This window comes from Saccharopolyspora sp. NPDC003752, assembly GCF_053605825.1.
This window is the reverse complement of record NZ_JBSGJZ010000029.1, coordinates 89,111-105,359: the sequence shown is the minus strand read 5'-3', so window position 1 is coordinate 105,359 and position 16,249 is coordinate 89,111. Positions and strand designations below refer to the sequence as shown.

The window sequence follows — 16,249 nt, the reverse complement described above, 5'->3', positions numbered from 1 at the left end:
TCAAGCCTGAAACCCCGAAGGGGCGGCCGCCAGGCCGGGCTTGACCTCCGACCCGCAGCCCCCACAATCCACCCATCGCGGGGATGGCCCCAAAACACACCGAACCCCTAAAAGCCCCAACCCCGCAAAAAGCCCAACCCCTACCCCGCCAGAACCTCCACGCCAAACCCGGCAATCTCCACCCGACCCCCCGCAACGGAAGCCGAAACGCTCCCAGCGTTGTGGTTGAGCAGGAAGACCCGCTCACCCCGCCGAACGGCCTGCACCCCCTCCGGCAGCCCGGCCACCACGGGCGAAACCCCGCTGTCCCGCACAACCCGATCAAGCACGGCCCGCATCCCCTCGCCCCCCAACCGGGTCCCGAGGTACCAGGCCACGCCGTCCCCGAAGGCGTTCCGGGTCAAGGCCGCCCCACCGGCCAGTCCGCCCTCGGTGAACCGCCCGACCACCTCGGCCCCGTCCACCACGATGTCCTCGGACCACAGAACCCCGCGCTCGGCCGAGTCCAGCACGGAGACCCCGACGGACTCCCCGTCCGCCAACGGCCAGAACTCGGCCACGTGCGCGCCGAGGACCTCCCGCAACGGCCCCAGGTACCCGCCCAGGTGGACCTGGTCGGATTCGTCGACGATGCCGGAGAAGAACGACACCAGCAGGTGCCCGCCCCGCCGGACGTGCTCGGTCAGGTTCGCCGCGGTCTCGGCCCTGGTGAGGTACAGGTTCGGCACCACGACCAGCCGGTAGCCGGACAGGTCCGAGTCCGGGTGCACGACGTCGCAGCCGATGTTCGCGTCGAACAGCGGCGAGTAGTGCGCCAGGAGAGCGTCGAGCTGGTCCAGCGTGGCCGGGTGCGAGTTCAGCTCCAGGGCCCACCAGCTCTCCCAGTCCAGCACCAGCGCCACGTCGTTGTCGGGACGGGTGTCGACGAGCGGGCCGGTTTCCGCGAGTTCCGCGCCGAGTCCGGCCACTTCGCGGAAGGTCCGGCTGTCCGGCCCGGTGTGCGGCACCATCGCGGAGTGGAACTTCTCGGCGCCGCCCTTGGACTGCCGCCACTGGAAGAACATCACGGCGTCGGCGCCCTGGGCCACCGCCTGCCAGCTCCACAGGCGCATCTGGCCCGGCTGCTTGACGCCGTTGCGCTCGCGCCAGTTCACCGCGCTCGGAGCCTGTTCCATCAGCAGCCACGGCTGACCGCCGCGCAGCGACCGGATGACGTCGTAGGACAACGCGGCGAGCACGTGCGCCTGCGGATCGTGCGGGTCCGGGTAGGAGTCGTAGCTGACGACGTCCACTTCGGACGCCCAGCGGTGCAGGTCGAGGGTTTTCGCCAGCGGCACGTGGTTGGTGGTCACCGGCACGTCGGGCGCCGCCGCTCGCAGCACGGCCTTCTCCATGCGCAGCAGGTCGAGCATCGTGTCCGAGGAGAACCGGGCGAAGTCGAGCTGCTGCGCGGGGTTGGCGAAGGTGGGCGCGGTGCGCGGTGGCAGCACTTCGCCGAAGTCGTCGTAGCGCTGCGACCAGAATTTCGTCGACCAAGCGTCGTTGAGCTCGGCGATACCGCCGTAGCGCTCGCGCAGCCATTCCCGGAACGCCGCCGCGGAGCTGTCGCAGTAGCAGGCGCGGACGTGGCACCCGTACTCGTTGCCGATGTGCCACAGCGCGAGCGCGGGGTGATCGGCGTAGCGCTCGGCGATCCGGGTCACCAGCCGCGTGGCGTGCTCCCGGTAGACGGGGCTGGACGGGCAGTACGCCTGCCTCGCCCCGGGCCACAGGACCGTGCCGTCGGCACGCCGCGGCAGGGTTTCCGGGTGCAGCTTCGCCAGCCACGGCGGCGGTGACGCGGTCATGGTGGCCACCGCGGCGGAGATCCCGGCATCGGCGAGGTTGTCCAGCACGCGGTCGAACCAGCCGAAGTCGAACTCGCCGGGCCGGGGTTCCACCAGCGCCCAGCCGAAGATCCCGACGCTGACTAGCGACACTCCGGCCTGCTTCATCAGCCGCATGTCCTCGGCCCACACCTCTTCGGGCCACTGCTCCGGGTTGTAGTCCCCGCCGTAGGCGATGCGGCCCAGCCTCTCCGGCAGGCGGCGCAGGTTCTCGGTCACGACTTGACGCTCCCTTCGGCGGATTCGGTCAGGCCTGGAGCAGGCCGGCCTCGACCAGGTGTCGGCGGACTTCGGCTCGTTCGGCGTCGTCGAGGGCCACCATCGGCACGCTGGTCGTGCCGTGCTCGATCACGCCCAGCTGCACCAGCGCCTCCTTGAACGCGCCGATCGCCGAGGAGTACCGGCTCATCGGGCGGGCGCCGACGCCGATCACCCGGAAGAACCGCCGCAGCCGCGCCTGCTCGGTCGCGGCCTGCTCCCACTGCCCAGCGGCCGCGGCGTCGTAGAGCCGGACGTAGCCGCGCGGATCTGCGTTGCCGAGGCCGGGCACCAGGCCGTGCGCGCCGAGCTGCAGGCTGGTGTCGGCCATCGTCTCGGAGCCGCTGAACACCAGGAAGTCCCGGTCCGGCAGGGTTTCCAGCACGGTGCGCAGGCCGTCGAGGTCGCCGCTGGAGTCCTTCAGGCCGCGGAGCGTGCCGTCCGCCGCGAGCTCGACGACCGTTTCCGGGTCGAGCTTGGTGTGCACCGAGACGGGGATGTCGTAGGCGAGCAGCGGCAGGTCGACGGCGGCGCGGATCTGGCGGAAGTGCGTCCGGATCTCGACCGGATGGGTCGGGACGTAGAACGGTGCCGTGGCCACCAGCGCGGAGGCGCCGTGGCGCAGCGCGGCCCGCGCGTGTTCGACGACCCGTGGAGTGGCGGTGTCGATGACGCCCGCGAGCACCGGCACTGCGCCGGCCGCCACCCCGGCGACGACCTCCAGCACGCGGTGCCGCGCCGCGTCCGGCAGGTAGCCGACCTCGCCGGTCGAGCCCGTGACGAACAGCCCGTGGACCCCGGCTTCGAGCAGGTGGCCGGTGAGCTTCTCCAGCGACGGCACGTCGACTTCGCGGTCCGGGGTCAGCGGTGTGCACAGCGGCGGGATCACTCCGCCGGCCAGCTCGGCCATACCACTCCTCTGTTGCCCATCATGAAGACGTAGGACGTAGGATGTCCAGACGCTAGCGGCTCGGACCGCACCTGACAAGTGCCGCTGCGCCCGGCTGCCGTTGGCGGGCCGGCGCAGTACGCTCGTATCCGCGCAGTGTCGTTTCGCCCAGCCGATCGGCGGGAGTTCGCGGAATCGACGCCCGTCGGTGGCTCGCAGCGCGGTGCCGGGAGCCGACATGAGCAGGTTGACGCAACCCACCAAGCCCGAGAGCAAGCTGTTCCGGAAGATCCGCCACCAGGCGAACGAGGCGGACCTGCGGTTCCGCCTGGCGCCGGGGATGCGGCGCCAGATCAGCAAGGTCTTCCCGTCGAACTGGTCGTTCCTGCTCGGTGAGCTCGCGCTGTACAGCTTCGTCATCCTGGTGCTCACCGGCACCTACCTCGCGTGGTTCTTCGACCCGTCGATGACCGAGGTGACCTACAACGGCGTCTACCAGAACCTCCGCGGGGTGTCGATGTCCCGCGCGTTCGAGAGCACGCTGGACATCTCCTTCGAGGTCCGCGGCGGGCTGTTCGCGCGCCAGCTGCACCACTGGGCCGCGCTGGTGTTCATGGCCGCGATCGTGGTGCACATGTTCCGGATCTTCTTCACCGGCGCGTTCCGGCGGCCGCGCGAGGTGAACTGGACCATCGGCATCCTGCTGTTCTTCCTGGGCATGTTCGAGGGCTTCATCGGCTACTCGCTGCCCGACGACCTGCTCTCCGGCACGGGGCTGCGGATCGCCTCCGGCATCGTGCTCTCGGTCCCGGTCATCGGCACCTGGCTGCAGTGGTTGCTCTTCGGCGGGGAGTTCCCCGGCACCGAGATCATCCCGCGGTTCTACCTGATCCACGTCTTCCTGCTGCCCGGTCTCATCCTCGGCCTGGTCGCGGTGCACCTGGCGATCGTCTGGTACCAGAAACACACCCAGTACCCCGGCCCGAAGCGCACTGAGTCCAATGTGGAGGGCGTGCGGATCATGCCGGTGTTCGCGGTGAAGAGCACCGGGCTGTTCCTGATCATCACCGGCGTGCTGGCGATCATGAGCGGCATCTTCCAGATCAACGCGATCTGGAACTTCGGCCCGTACGTGGCGTCGATGATCTCGGCGGCCTCCCAGCCGGACTGGTACATGATCTGGACCGACGGGATGGGCCGGCTGTGGCCGCCGTGGGAGGTCTACCTCGGGCCCTACACCATTCCGGCGGTGTTCTTCCCGCTCGTCATCGGGCTCGGCCTGGTGTTCACCGTGGCGATCATCTACCCGCTCCTGGAGCGCAAGCTCAGCGGCGACACCGCCCACCACAACCTGCTGCAACGGCCGCGCGACGCGCCGGTGCGCACCGGGCTGGGCGTGATGGCCATCGCGTTCTTCGTGGTGGTGCTGCTGTCCGGGGTCAACGACGTCATCGCCTTCGTGTTCGGGCTGTCGCTGAACATGACGACCTGGGCGGGCCGGATCGGCGTGCTGCTCGCGCCGCCGATCGCCTACTACGTCACCTACCGGATCTGCCTGGGCCTGCAGCGCACCGACCGGGACGTGCTGGAGCACGGCGTGGAGACCGGCATCATCAAGCGCCTGCCGCACGGCGAGTTCATCGAGGTGCACCAGCCGCTGGGCCCGGTCGACGAGCACGGGCACCCGGTGCCGCTGCCCTACCAGGGCACCCCGGTGCCGAAGAAGATGAACCAGCTCGGCGCCGCCGGCCGGTCGGTGCCCGGCAGCCTGCTGGTGCCCGATCCGCGCGAGGAAACCGAGGCCCTCGACGCCGCCCGCCGAGCCGAGGCGGAGCGGGCACGCCCCGCCGGGGAGGCCGAGGCCGAGGTCGAGGTCCCGTCCGGTCGCCCGCAGGCGCCCGAGCGGTGATCGCCGCGGCGCGGGTGCCGTAGGGTGCCGCGGGTGTCCAATCGGGAACTGATCGTGCTGGGCACGGCGAGCCAGGCGCCGACGCGATCCCGCAACCACAACGGCTACCTGCTGCGCTGGGACGGCACCGGACTGCTGTTCGACCCCGGCGAGGGGACGCAGCGCCAGATGATCCACGCGCGGGTCAGCGCGCACGACATCGACCGGATCTGCCTGACCCACTTCCACGGGGATCACTGCCTCGGGGTGCCGGGTGTCGTCCAGCGGCTGTCGCTGGACCGGGTCCAGCGGCCGGTGCACGCGCACTACCCGGCAAGCGGGGCCGGCTTCTTCCGCAACCTGCGCTACGCCTCGGCGTTCGACGAGGTGGTCGATCTGCAGGAGCGGCCGATCGAGCGAGAGGGCGTGATCGCCACCGGCCCGTTCGGCGCGCTGGAGGCGGTGCGGCTGGACCACCGGATCGAGACGTTCGGGTACCGGCTGGTGGAGCCGGACGGACGGCGCATGGTGCCGGAGCTGCTGGCCCGGCATGGGGTGCACGGCGCCGCCGTCGGGCAGCTCCAGCGCGAGCAGGTGCTGCGCACCGGGACCGGCCAGGTGACGTTGGATCAGGTCAGCGAGCCGCGGCCGGGCCAGCGGTTCGGGTTCGTGATGGACACCCGGCTCTGCGACGGCGTGTTCGCCATCGCCGACGGCGCCGACCTGCTCGTGATCGAGTCGACCTTCCTGGACGAGGACGCGCGGCTGGCCGACGAGTACCGCCACCTCACCGCCGCCCAGGCGGCCCGGGTCGCCGCCGAATGCGGAGTGCGGACCCTGGTCCTCACCCACTTCTCGCAGCGCTACCCGGATCCGCAACGCTTCCACGACGAAGCGGCAGCCGTTTTCGACGGCCAGGTCGTGGTGGCCGAAGACCTCCAACACATCCCGGTCCCGAAACGCGCGTGAACCGCATCGCTATGCTGCCGGGCGGTCAGCAGTCGCGCGGAAGGCGGATTCCTTGGTTCGGCAACCGATCCCGGTCATCATCGTCGCGGGATTCCTCGGGGCCGGGAAGACCAGCCTGCTCAACCACCTGCTGCGCAACCCGCAGGGCGCCCGGATCGGCGTCGTGGTCAACGACTTCGGGAAGATCAACATCGATGCGCTGAGCGTCGCCGGTCAGGTCGATTCCACGGTGTCGCTGGGCAACGGCTGCCTGTGCTGCGCCGTCGACGCCAGCGGGCTCGACGACCTGCTGGCCCGGCTCGCGCGGCCCGGCGGCGACATCGACGTCATCGTGATCGAGTCCAGCGGCCTGGCCGACCCGCGCGGCATGGTCCGGCTGCTGCTGAACAGCACCAACCCCCGCCTCGGCTACGGCGGGCTGGTCGAGGTGGTCGACGCCGCGGAGTTCGACGCGACCCGGCACCGCCACCCCGAGATCGACCAGCACCTGCGCTTCGCGGATCTGGTGCTGCTGAACAAGATCGACCGCGTCGCCGAATCCGATCAGCGGCGGCTGGCGGAGCTGGTGGGCGGGCTCGCCGGTGGCAAGCCGGTGCTGCCGACCGCGCACGGCCGGGTCGATCCGGCGCTGCTGTTCGACCGCGAGGCGGTCCGCGAACGGCAGGACGTCGCGCGCCAGCTGTCCTTCGACGAGCTGCTGGCCGATTCGTCCGACGAATGCCACGAGCACCTGCACACCGCGTACCAGAGCGTGGAGTTCACCGCCGACGACCCGGTCCACCCACGGGAGTTGATGCGGTTCCTCGACGACCGCCCGGACGGCGTCTACCGGATGAAGGGCCAGGTGCACTTCGGCACTCCGGGGCAGGGGCAGAAGTTCACGCTGCACACCGTCGGCGACTTCCTGCGGTTCCAGCGGTCGCGGTGGGCCCGGGGCGAACCCCGGCGCACGCAGCTCGTGGTGATCGGCTCCGGTCTCGACCAGGACCGGGTGCGCCGCGACCTGGCCGCCTGCCTCGGCGAACCCGACCCCGCGGACGAGCACAGCATGCTGGATGTGCTCAAGTACACCCGCGCCTGATCTTGCCAAGCCGATCGCGCAGGAGCAGCCTACGGCTGGTCGGCCGTCGTTCTGGAGGAGGACGAGGATGCAGGGATACCCGGGACAGGATCCTGCCCGGGCGGAGTTGTTCGCGAACCTGGCCGGGGTGGACCGCGAGCGGGCCAACCCGGCCCGCATGTACGACTACTACCTGGGCGGCGCGCACAACTTCGCGGCAGACCGCGAGGCGGCCGAACGAGTGCTGGCGATGCTGCCCGAGACGCGCACATTCGCGCAGGAGAACCGGGCCTTCCTCCAGCGCGCGGTGCGCTACCTCGTCACCGAGGCGGGCATCGACCAGTTCCTCGACCTCGGCTCCGGCATCCCGACCGTCGGCAACGTGCACGAGATCGCCCAGCGCCTGAACCCCACCGCGAAGGTCGTCTACGTCGACCACGAGCCGGTGGCGGTGGCGCAGTCGCAGCGCATGCTGGCGGGCAACGACCGCGCCACCATCATCCGCGCGGACCTGCGGCACCCGGACCTGGTGCTGGGCCACCCCGACACCCGCCGGCTGCTGGACTTCTCCCGGCCGGTGGCGGTGCTGATGATCTCCGTCTTCCCGTTCATCCCGGATTCCGACGACCCGGCCGGGATCATCGCCAGCTACCGGCGGGCCTGCGCGCCCGGCAGCCACCTGGCGCTGTCGCACAGCCTGACGCCGGAGTACTGGCCGGGCGAGGTCGCGCAGGCCATCGAGCTCTACCAGTCCAGCACCCACCCGCTGCACCTGCGCAACCCGGACCAGGTCACGGGCCTGTTCGCGGGCTACGAGCTGGTGCCGCCGGGCGTGGTGTTCACCTCGGCGTGGCGGCCGGACCGGCCGGTCACCGACGAGCAGGCGCGGGAGAGCCGCGCGGTGGCCGGGGTCGGCGTGCTGGCCGGCTAGCGTCCACTGTGGATCTGCTGCCGGATCCCGGCGGCGGTCGTACCGTGGGCGGATGTCCAGCGCCGAAGTGCTCGTCGATGCGTTCGACCGGATCCGCGAAGTGGTGCACGAGACCGTGTCGGGCCTGGATCCCGACCAGCTGGCGTACCGGGTCGATCCGGAGGCCAACTCGATCGCCTGGCTGGTGTGGCACCTGACCCGGGTGCAGGACGACCACGTCTCGGACGTGGCCGCGGCGGAGCAGGCCTGGACCGCGCAGGACTGGCTGGGGCGCTTCGGACTGCCGTTCGCGCACGAGGACATCGGCTACGGCCACGATCCCGACGAGGTCGCCGACGTCCGCGTCGACTCCGGCGAGCTGCTGACCGGGTACCACGACGCGGTCCACGCGCGGACGGTCGAGTTCGTCGCGGGGCTGACCGACGACGACCTCGCGGAGGTCGTGGACGCCGGGTGGGCTCCCCCGGTCACGCTCGGCGTGCGGCTGGTGAGCGTGATCGCCGACGACCTGCAGCACGCCGGGCAGGCCGCCTTCATCCGCGGCATCCTCGAACGCGTCGGCTAGCCGGTGGCATCGCGGCGGCGCCGTGGCCGACAATCGGGGCATGACCGAGCGCAAGCCACCCGGTGTCACGTTCGAATCATGGGTCGACAAGCAGATCCGGACCGCGCAGGAGCGCGGCGACTTCGACGACCTGCCCGGCGCGGGCAAGCCGCTGCCCGGCGCGGGTGCGCCGCTGGACGACCTGTGGTGGGTCAAGGACTACATCCGCCGCGAGGGCCTCTCCGGTGACGCGCTGCTGCCCACCCCGCTGCAGCTCCGCAAGGAGGCCGAGCGGCTGCCCGAGGCGGTGCGCGACCTGACCACCGAGCAGGCCGTTCGCGACGTGGCGGCCGACCTGAACCGCCGGATCGTCGAGCACCTCCGCGCGCCGACCGGGCCGCGGGTGGCCATCGGCCCGGTGAACGTCGACGAGGTGGTCGCTTCGTGGCGCGCCGGCCGGCCCGAGCCGGCGCGGCAGCCCGCGGCCGAGCCCGTCGAGCCGGCTGCGGCCGCGCCGCGGAAATCCCGCTGGTGGCAACGCTTCCGGCGGTGACCTCGGCCAGCGGTTTCCCACCTCGTGAACGGCTTTGACGGAAATCTCCGACGCTGCTTTGATCAACCGCATGACGCCGGGACCGCTGCTCGTGCAGCGCGCGCACATCGACCTGCTGTGGGTCGCTTCCGCGGCTTGTCCGCGCACCTGATCTCCCCTTGCCCCGGCGCCGCTCCGCTGTTCGTCCGAGCCGCCTGCCGCCGGGTTGCTGTTGTTCGCACCGGCGCCGGGACGCGCCCGCGCCGCGATGAGACGGAGACCTGTGCAATGACGCTGGAAGCCGCATTCCTGGAACCGGCGGACGGTGGCGCGGTGATCGAGGTGACCGCCCGGTTCGTCGTCCCGCAACGAGATCTGGCCTCGCTGGAACGCGATTTCGCCCGGAAGATCCGCGCCCTGGCCGAGATACCGGGTCAGTCCACTGTGGAGGTACAAGCCCGGCCGCAGGCGCCGCGGCTGCGCGCGCTGCCCGCCCCGGTGGAGCCCGCCCTGCGGATCCTGGTCGCCCCGCGCCGAGTAGTGCGGGCCGACGGGACGTTCATCGACTTCACCCGGCTGGAGTTCGACCTGCTGCTGTTCCTGTGCGAGAACCCGGGACGGGTGCACCGGCGCGGCGCGCTGCTCAACGCCGTGTGGCACCTCAACAGCTCGCCGAGCACCCGCACCGTGGACGTGCACGTCCGGCGGATCCGCAGCAAGCTCGGCCCCGGCCTGGACCTGATCACCACGGTGCGCGGGGTCGGCTACCGGGTGGACCACACCTCGGAGGTCGAGATCGAGCCCGACCCCTACGCGTTGCAGGCCGACAGCTTCCGGGCGACGTAGCGGGCACAGTGGATCAGGTGAGCAACGGCGCCGGAACGGGTAGCCGGGTGGCATGCCGAAGCGCAAGCGCGAGGAGTACGAGCGGGGCCTGCCGGGCTATCACGATCCCCTGGCCGGATTCGCCGGCGCGCCGTACGCCCGCAGCGCCCTCACGCTGCGGATCTGGCTGGCCGGATTCGGCCTGGTGTTCTGCGCGGGAGCGGCGGTCCTGCTGTTCCTGGCGGTGCCGGAGCTGGCCTGGCTGGGCTGGGCACTGGTCGTGCTCGCGGCGATCGCCGCGGTCGACCTCGGCTGGGTCGTCCACCGCAAGCGACGCGGCGAACCCGGCTGAGCACGAGCATCGACAAGCTACTGACGGGTGGCGCTGCTGACCTCACCGTGCCCGAGGACGCCACCGCCCGCTGACCGGCGGCCGCGATCGGGCTTCCGGTGAACGGAAAGGGGCGTTCCTTCTCCCCTGGCCCGCAACCGATGGTGGGGACCGGCCTGCGGTGCCGGTCACATCGGGTGCACCGGTGCCGCGGCAGCGCGAGAAGGGAAGCGGCACATGGACATCCAGGTCGGGATCGTCGGGGCGGGGCCCGCGGGGCTGATGCTCTCGCACCTGCTGCACCAGCGCGGCGTGGAGTCCGTCGTCATCGACACCCGCACCCGCGAGGAGATCGAGGGCACCATCCGCGCGGGCGTGCTGGAGCAGAGCTCCGTGGACCTGATGACCGAGACCGGCATCGGCGACCGCGTCCGCCAGCTGGGCATGGTGCACGAGGGCATCGAGCTGCGCTTCGGCGGCCGCGGGCACCGTATCGACTTCGCCGACCTCACCGGCGGCCGCGGCGTCACCATCTACCCGCAGCACGAGGTCCTCAAGGATCTGATCGCCAAGCGCCTCGCCGACGGCGGCGACATCCGCTTCGGCGTCTCCGACGTGCAGGTGGAGGGCATCACCGGCGACGCGCCGACGATCCGCTTCACCCAGGACGGCGTCGAGCAGGAGCTGACCTGCGGGCTGGTGGCGGGCTGCGACGGATCGCGGACCACGACCCGGTTCCTGATCCCGGCGCCGAAGCCGCGGCAGGACCACTTCCGGCAGTACCCGTTCGCCTGGTTCGGCATCCTCGCCGAGGCCCCGCCGTCTTCCGAGGAGCTGATCTACGCGCACCACCGCAACGGCTTCGCCCTGATCAGCACCCGCTCGGCGACCGTGCAGCGGCATTACCTGCAGGTCGACCCGAACGACACGGTCGAGGACTGGTCCGACGACCGGATCTGGCAGGAGCTGCACACCCGGGTGGAAGGCGCGCAGATCAAGGAGGGCCCGATCTTCTCGAAGTCGGTGCTGCACTTCCGCAGCTTCGTCTGCGAGCCGATGCAGTACGGTCGCCTGTTCCTGGCGGGCGACGCCGCGCACACCGTGCCGCCGACCGGCGCGAAGGGCATGAACCTGGCGATCGCCGACGTGCACGTGCTTTCCCGCGCCATGGCCCGCTTCTTCGCCCAGAGCGACCGCACCGCGCTCGACGCCTACACCGCCACGGCGCTGCCGCGGGTCTGGCGGGCGCAGCACTTCTCGTGGTGGATGACGTCGATGCTGCACCGCATGCCGGAGGCCAGCGGCTTCGACCACAACCGCCAGCTCGCGGAGCTCGACACGGTCACCCGCTCCCGGGCGGGCCGCACCCTGCTCGCCGAGAACTACGTCGGCACGCCCTTCGACTGACCGTCGAGCCGCCGGTCCGGCCCGACGATCTAGGCCGGACCGGCGAAGTGGCGGAGGACCATCTCCGACGACGACGTCGATGAGGAGCAGGACCCGGTTCTCCGGCTCGCCGAGCGCCTCCTGGAGCGCGAGCGACCGGCTCGACCTCGGGGAGGTCGAGCCGGTCCTCGGTGTCGATGCGGATCAGAACGGGTACTGCTGGATCTTGCCCTGGATGGTGACCCACTGGGTTTCCGTGAACGACTCCAGGTTCGCCTCCGCGCCGCCGACGCGACCGCCGTTGCCGGAGGCACCCACGCCACCGAACGGGATGTGCGCGTGGTCCCCGACGGTCTGGTCGTTGACGTGCACCAGGCCGCTGGGGATCTGCTTGGCGACCTCCCACGCCGCCATGGCGTCGCCGCCGAGCACGCTCAGCGACAGGCCGTACTCGGTGTCGCGCGCGATCTCGACGGCTTCCTCGACCGTGCGGTAGCGCAGCACGGGCGCGACCGGGCCGAAGATCTCGTCGCAGAACGCCGGGGTGTCGCGGCGGACGTGGTCGAGCACCGTCGGCCGGTAGAACAGCCCGTCGTACTCGCCGCCGGCGGCCAGCGTCGCACCCGCCGCGACGCTCTCGGTGACCAGCCGGTGGATGTTGTCGCGCTGCCGCTCGTCGATGATCGGCCCCAGCGCCACCTCGGCGGTGTTCGGGTCGCCGACCGGCAGGTTTCGGGCCTTCTCGGCGAGCGCGGCCACGTATTCGTCCGCAATGGACTCGTGCACCAGGTGCCTGCCCGCGGCCATGCAGATCTGCCCCTGGTGCAGGAATGAACCCCAGGCGCCCGCCGACGCGGCGGCTGCGACGTCGGCGTCCGGCAGCACGATCAGCGCGTTGTTGCCGCCGAGCTCCAGGTGCGCGCGCTTCAAGTGGGTCGCGGCGGATTCGGCGACCTTGCGACCGGCGGCGGTCGAACCGGTGAACGCGATGACGCGGGTGTGCTTGTTGGCCACCAGCGCCGCCCCGGCGTCGGCGCCGCCCGGCAGCATCTGGAACACGCCTTCCGGGACACCGGCGGCCTCGAAGATCGCGGCCAGCACCACGCCGCCGCACACCGCGGTCCGGGTGTCGGGCTTGAGCACCACCGCGTTGCCCAGCGCCAGTGCCGGGGCGACGGCGCGGATCGACAGGATCAGCGGGAAGTTGAACGGCGCGATGACGCCGACGACCCCGGCGGCCACCCGGCGGCTGAGGCTCAGCCGGCCGTCCGCCGACGGCAGCAGCGAACCGGCCGGGTGGGACGGCAGCGCGGCCGCTTCGAAGCACTCGTTGGCCGCGCTGTGCGCCTCCAGCTCCGCCTTCGGCGGGATCGAACCGGCCTCGCGGATGATCCAGCGGCGGATCTCCCCGGCGTGCTCCTCGAACAGCCGCCCGGCGCGGCGCATGATCGCGGCGCGCTCCTCGAACGGCGTGTTCTCCCAGTCCCGCTGGGCGGCGGCCGCCTTGGCGCACGCCTCGTCGACGTCACCGGGCGTGGCGGCGCCGACGTGGCCCAGCACCTGCCCGGTCGCCGGCTCGACGACCTCCGTCGGGGTGCCGCTCGCCGTGCTCCAGCTGCCGGTGAAAACGCGCTTCGCCCAGCGTTCGACATCCAGAATCGTCATGTACAACGGCCTTTCTCAAGCGAATCGAACTTGTGGTCCTGGTCAGCTCGCGGCTGCCCGCTCCGGTTCCGGGATGCGGAACTTCTTCCCGGCCACCAGCGCCACGGCGACCGCGCCGATGACACCGGGAACCGCGACGGCGATGAAGTTCTGCTGGAACGGCAGTTCCAGCGCCAGCAGTGCGCCGCCGAGCGTGGGGCCGCCGATCGCGCCGATGCGGCCGATCCCGGCGGCCCAGCCGACACCGGTGGAGCGCACCGCGGCCGGGTAGTACTCCACGGCGAACGCGTGGATGATCGCCAGCACGCCGACCGTCGCCGCCCCGGCGACGAACAGCAGCACGTTGAGCAGCACCGAGTTCGGGTTGAACGACAGGCCGATCAGCGAGGCGGACGCCAGCACGAAGTACGCCACCAGCGTGTTGCGGTAGTTCCAGCGGTCCGCGATCCAGCCGCCCGCGATGGCGCCCACCATGCCGCCCAGGTTGAGCACCACCAGGTTCCACAGCGCCGAGCCCAGCGGGTAGCCGGCGGTCTGCATCAGCTTCGGCAGCCACGTGTTGAGCCCGTAGCTCAGCAGCATGCACATCGCGAAGAAGACCCAGATCAGCACGTTGTTGATCGCGTTGCCGCCGGCGAACAGCTGCCGCAGCCGGGCCTTGCCCGCCGCGGCGTTCCGTTCGACGACCACGTCGTCGAGCTCCGCGGCCGGGTCGATCTTTCGCAGCACGACCAGCAGCCGCTCCCGGTCGCCCCGGGTGGCCAGGAAGTCCGGTGATTCCGGGAGGTGGCGCAGCAGGAACGGCACCATCAGCAGCGGGATCGCCGCCACGTAGAACACGCCGCGCCAGGTCCACATCGGCTCGATGTAGATGGCGAACACCGCGGCCGCGATCCCGCCCACCGAGTAGAACGACGAAACCAGCGTCACGAACAGGGCTTTCGCCCGCCGCGGCGCGATTTCACCGGCCAGCGCGTTGAAGTTGGGCACCAGCGCGCCCAGCGCCACGCCGACGACGAACCGCAGCACGCCCAGCTGCGCCGGCCCGGTGGCCAGCGCGCAGCTGAACGACGCGATGCTGGCGACGGTCACGCAGGTGATCATCAGCGGCCGCCTGCCGTACCGGTCGGCCAGCGGCGCCACGAACAGGCCGCCGACCAGCATGCCGACCAAAGCGACGGAGCCGAGCGTCCCGGCGGTCACCGGGTCAATGTGCCACTCGTCCATCAGGTGCGTGATCACGGTGCCGTAGGACACCATGTCGTAACCGTCCACGATCATCAGCAGCGAGCACATGATCAGGACCTTGATGTGGAAGCCGTTGAGCCGGGCATCGCCGACCACGGCCCCAACTGTTTGCCGGGCCATCTGTTCTTCCTCGGGGTTCCGCTGCCGCAGGGGACGGCTGGTCAGGGTTCGGTGAGTTCGGTCTCGGCTTCGATGACGGCCGGTTTTCCGGAGCGCAGTGCGGCGGTCAAGGCCTCGGCGAACTCCGCACGGGTGTGCACCGAGGTCGCCGCGACGCCGTAGCCGCCCGCGATCTGCACGAAGTCGATGCCGGGCACGTCCATGCCGGGCGTCTCGCCCGCGTCGAGCACCTTCGAGAACCAGCGCAGCGCGCCGTAGGTGCCGTTCTTCAGGATCACGATGATCACCGGGATCTCGTACTGCGCGGCCGTCCACAGCGCGGTGATGCCGTAGTTGGCCGAGCCGTCGCCGATGAGCCCGATCACCTGGCGGTCGTCGTGGGCCAGTTGCGCGCCGACGGCGGCGGGCAGCCCGAAGCCGAGCCCGCCGGAGGCCGGGAAGAAGTAGCTGCCCTGCCCCGAAAGGTCCATCTGGGCCCAGAAATCGGCCGCCGTCGCGGTGGATTCCTTGACGTAGATGGCATCCGCCGGAGCGTTCTCCCGCAGCACCGCGAACAGCTCCGCCGGGTGCAGCCGGTCGCCGCCCGAGGGCGCGGGCGGGTGCTCCGCCAGCGGCGGCAGCTCCGGGCGGCGACCGGCGGTGACGGCGTCGGCCAGCCTGGACAGCGCGTCTTTGACGTCACCGACCAGGGCCTCCCCCATCGGCGCCCGCGCGGCCTCGCCCGGGTCGCCGGTCAGCTGGATCAGCCGGGCACCGGCCGGGAGGTACTCGCCCGGCACGAACTGGTGGTAGCGGAACACCGGCGCGCCGACGACCAGGATCAGGTCGTGGCCCGCCAACGCGTTGGTGACGCCCTGGACCGCGGCGGGCAGCACGCCGCGGAAGCTGCGGTGCCGGGTGGGGAACGGGCAGCGCGACGCCGAGGGCGCGATCCACACCGGCGCGCCCAGCCGGTCCGCGAGCCGCACCGCGTCGTCGTTGCCGTGCTGCGCGTCGACCTCCGGTCCCAGCACCAGCACCGGGCTCTCGGCCCCGTCGAGCGCGCCGGCCAGGTCGGCGAGCTGCGCGGCGCTGAGCGAACCGGCGGTGCCGGTGGTGCGCTCCAGCAGGTGCCGGGCTTCCGGCGGCGCCTCCTGGCTCCAGTCGTCGTAGGGCACCGACACGTACACCGGGCCCTTCGCCGGCAGGTTCGCGATGTGGATCGCGTGGCTGATCGAGCGCGGCACGTCCTGCGCGCACGCCGGTTCGCAGCTCCACTTCACCAGCGGCTTCGGCAGCGTCGCGGCGTCGACGTTGGCCAGCATGACCTCCTGGCCGATGGTCGAGCGCACCTGCTGCCCGGCGGTGATGATCAGCGGGCTGTGCGAGTACACCGAGTTCGTCAGCGGGCCCAGCGCGTTCCCGGTGCCGGCCGCCGCGTGCAGGTTGACCAGCGCCGAACCGCCGCGGGCCAGCGCGTACCCGTCGGCCATCGCCAGCACGGCGCCCTCGTGCAGGCCGAGCACGTACCGGAAGTCCGCCGGCATGCCGGCCAGGAACGGCAGCTCGTTGGATCCGGGGTTGCCGAAGATCGTGGTCAGATCATGCGATCGCAGCAGGTCGTAGGTCGCCTGGCGCACGTCGGGCATCGTTGCTCGCTTCCGGCTCGGTGGGCCTTTCAGTGATGCCCGCCACCCTAGGCAAGCAGTGGTCATAGTCCTAATGAATGCTGTTGATC

The 16,249-nt window shown here is 71.1% G+C and carries 14 protein-coding genes; 9 read left to right on the top strand and 5 right to left on the bottom strand.

What is annotated here, in order from left to right; genetic code table 11:
* Nucleotides 1–140 precede the first annotated feature (140 nt).
* Both ACWEV3_RS30860 and ACWEV3_RS30855 read right to left on the bottom strand, forming a co-directional pair.
* Complete coding sequence (locus tag ACWEV3_RS30860; RefSeq protein WP_452617240.1) at nt 141–2,105, bottom strand: beta-galactosidase; 1,965 nt, start codon at nt 2,103–2,105, stop codon at nt 141–143.
* Nucleotides 2,106–2,133: 28 nt separating this feature from the next.
* Complete coding sequence (locus ACWEV3_RS30855; protein WP_452617239.1) at nt 2,134–3,054, bottom strand: dihydrodipicolinate synthase family protein; 921 nt, start codon at nt 3,052–3,054, stop codon at nt 2,134–2,136.
* A 217-nt stretch (nt 3,055–3,271) separates the two neighbouring features.
* On the opposite strand from ACWEV3_RS30855, the gene qcrB reads away from it, so the two are divergent.
* The 9 genes from qcrB (at nt 3,272) to ACWEV3_RS30810 (ending at nt 11,520) form a co-directional block, all read left to right on the top strand.
* Nucleotides 3,272–4,942 carry a cytochrome bc1 complex cytochrome b subunit gene (qcrB, locus tag ACWEV3_RS30850; RefSeq protein WP_452617238.1) on the top strand — a complete coding sequence of 557 codons (1,671 nt, stop codon included), beginning with the start codon at nt 3,272–3,274 and terminating at the stop codon, nt 4,940–4,942.
* Between the two features lie 33 nt (nt 4,943–4,975).
* On the top strand, nt 4,976–5,890 hold the full coding sequence (locus ACWEV3_RS30845; protein WP_452617237.1) for a ribonuclease Z: 915 nt from the start codon (nt 4,976–4,978) through the stop codon (nt 5,888–5,890).
* Between the two features lie 52 nt (nt 5,891–5,942).
* Nucleotides 5,943–6,971 (top strand): CobW family GTP-binding protein, encoded by a 1,029-nt coding sequence (locus ACWEV3_RS30840; protein WP_452617236.1) that lies wholly within the window; start codon nt 5,943–5,945, stop codon nt 6,969–6,971.
* Nucleotides 6,972–7,038: 67 nt separating this feature from the next.
* Nucleotides 7,039–7,881, top strand: a complete 843-nt coding sequence (locus ACWEV3_RS30835) for an SAM-dependent methyltransferase (RefSeq protein ID WP_452617235.1) — start codon at nt 7,039–7,041, stop codon at nt 7,879–7,881.
* Between the two features lie 52 nt (nt 7,882–7,933).
* Nucleotides 7,934–8,446, top strand: a complete 513-nt coding sequence (locus ACWEV3_RS30830) for a mycothiol transferase (protein WP_358581079.1) — start codon at nt 7,934–7,936, stop codon at nt 8,444–8,446.
* A gap of 40 nt (nt 8,447–8,486) precedes the next feature.
* Nucleotides 8,487–8,978, top strand: a complete 492-nt coding sequence (locus ACWEV3_RS30825) for a DnaJ family domain-containing protein (RefSeq protein WP_452617234.1) — start codon at nt 8,487–8,489, stop codon at nt 8,976–8,978.
* A 267-nt stretch (nt 8,979–9,245) separates the two neighbouring features.
* On the top strand, nt 9,246–9,803 hold the full coding sequence (locus ACWEV3_RS30820) for a winged helix-turn-helix domain-containing protein (protein ID WP_452617233.1): 558 nt from the start codon (nt 9,246–9,248) through the stop codon (nt 9,801–9,803).
* Nucleotides 9,804–9,855: 52 nt separating this feature from the next.
* Complete coding sequence (locus tag ACWEV3_RS30815) at nt 9,856–10,134, top strand: DUF6343 family protein (RefSeq protein WP_452617232.1); 279 nt, start codon at nt 9,856–9,858, stop codon at nt 10,132–10,134.
* A gap of 216 nt (nt 10,135–10,350) precedes the next feature.
* Entirely contained in the window at nt 10,351–11,520 is a 1,170-nt protein-coding gene (locus ACWEV3_RS30810) for a 4-hydroxybenzoate 3-monooxygenase (protein WP_452617231.1), read from the top strand.
* Nucleotides 11,521–11,703: 183 nt separating this feature from the next.
* Here the strand turns inward: ACWEV3_RS30810 and ACWEV3_RS30805 are convergent, their stop codons facing one another.
* The 3 genes from ACWEV3_RS30805 to mdlC are packed head-to-tail and all read right to left on the bottom strand — an operon-like array spanning nt 11,704 to nt 16,160.
* Nucleotides 11,704–13,164: an aldehyde dehydrogenase family protein gene (locus tag ACWEV3_RS30805; protein ID WP_452617230.1), complete on the bottom strand. Its 1,461-nt coding sequence runs from the start codon at nt 13,162–13,164 to the stop codon at nt 11,704–11,706.
* Nucleotides 13,165–13,206: 42 nt separating this feature from the next.
* Nucleotides 13,207–14,532, bottom strand: a complete 1,326-nt coding sequence (locus ACWEV3_RS30800; protein ID WP_452617229.1) for an MFS transporter — start codon at nt 14,530–14,532, stop codon at nt 13,207–13,209.
* 41 nt (nt 14,533–14,573) lie between these two features.
* Entirely contained in the window at nt 14,574–16,160 is a 1,587-nt protein-coding gene (gene mdlC, locus ACWEV3_RS30795; RefSeq protein WP_452617228.1) for a benzoylformate decarboxylase, read from the bottom strand.
* Between the last annotated feature and the right edge of the window lie 89 nt (nt 16,161–16,249).

Bases quoted from the DNA above. Each gene is read 5' to 3' on its own strand.
- ACWEV3_RS30855 (WP_452617239.1), bottom strand. From the start codon at position 3,054: ATGGCCGAGCTGGCCGGCGGAGTGATCCCGCCGCTGTGCACACCGCTG.
- qcrB (WP_452617238.1), top strand. From the start codon at position 3,272: ATGAGCAGGTTGACGCAACCCACCAAGCCCGAGAGCAAGCTGTTCCGG.
- ACWEV3_RS30835 (WP_452617235.1), top strand. From the start codon at position 7,039: ATGCAGGGATACCCGGGACAGGATCCTGCCCGGGCGGAGTTGTTCGCG.
- ACWEV3_RS30830 (WP_358581079.1), top strand. From the start codon at position 7,934: ATGTCCAGCGCCGAAGTGCTCGTCGATGCGTTCGACCGGATCCGCGAA.
- ACWEV3_RS30825 (WP_452617234.1), top strand. From the start codon at position 8,487: ATGACCGAGCGCAAGCCACCCGGTGTCACGTTCGAATCATGGGTCGAC.
- ACWEV3_RS30820 (WP_452617233.1), top strand. From the start codon at position 9,246: ATGACGCTGGAAGCCGCATTCCTGGAACCGGCGGACGGTGGCGCGGTG.
- ACWEV3_RS30815 (WP_452617232.1), top strand. From the start codon at position 9,856: ATGCCGAAGCGCAAGCGCGAGGAGTACGAGCGGGGCCTGCCGGGCTAT.
- ACWEV3_RS30810 (WP_452617231.1), top strand. From the start codon at position 10,351: ATGGACATCCAGGTCGGGATCGTCGGGGCGGGGCCCGCGGGGCTGATG.
- ACWEV3_RS30805 (WP_452617230.1), bottom strand. From the start codon at position 13,164: ATGACGATTCTGGATGTCGAACGCTGGGCGAAGCGCGTTTTCACCGGC.
- ACWEV3_RS30800 (WP_452617229.1), bottom strand. From the start codon at position 14,532: ATGGCCCGGCAAACAGTTGGGGCCGTGGTCGGCGATGCCCGGCTCAAC.
- mdlC (WP_452617228.1), bottom strand. From the start codon at position 16,160: ATGCCCGACGTGCGCCAGGCGACCTACGACCTGCTGCGATCGCATGAT.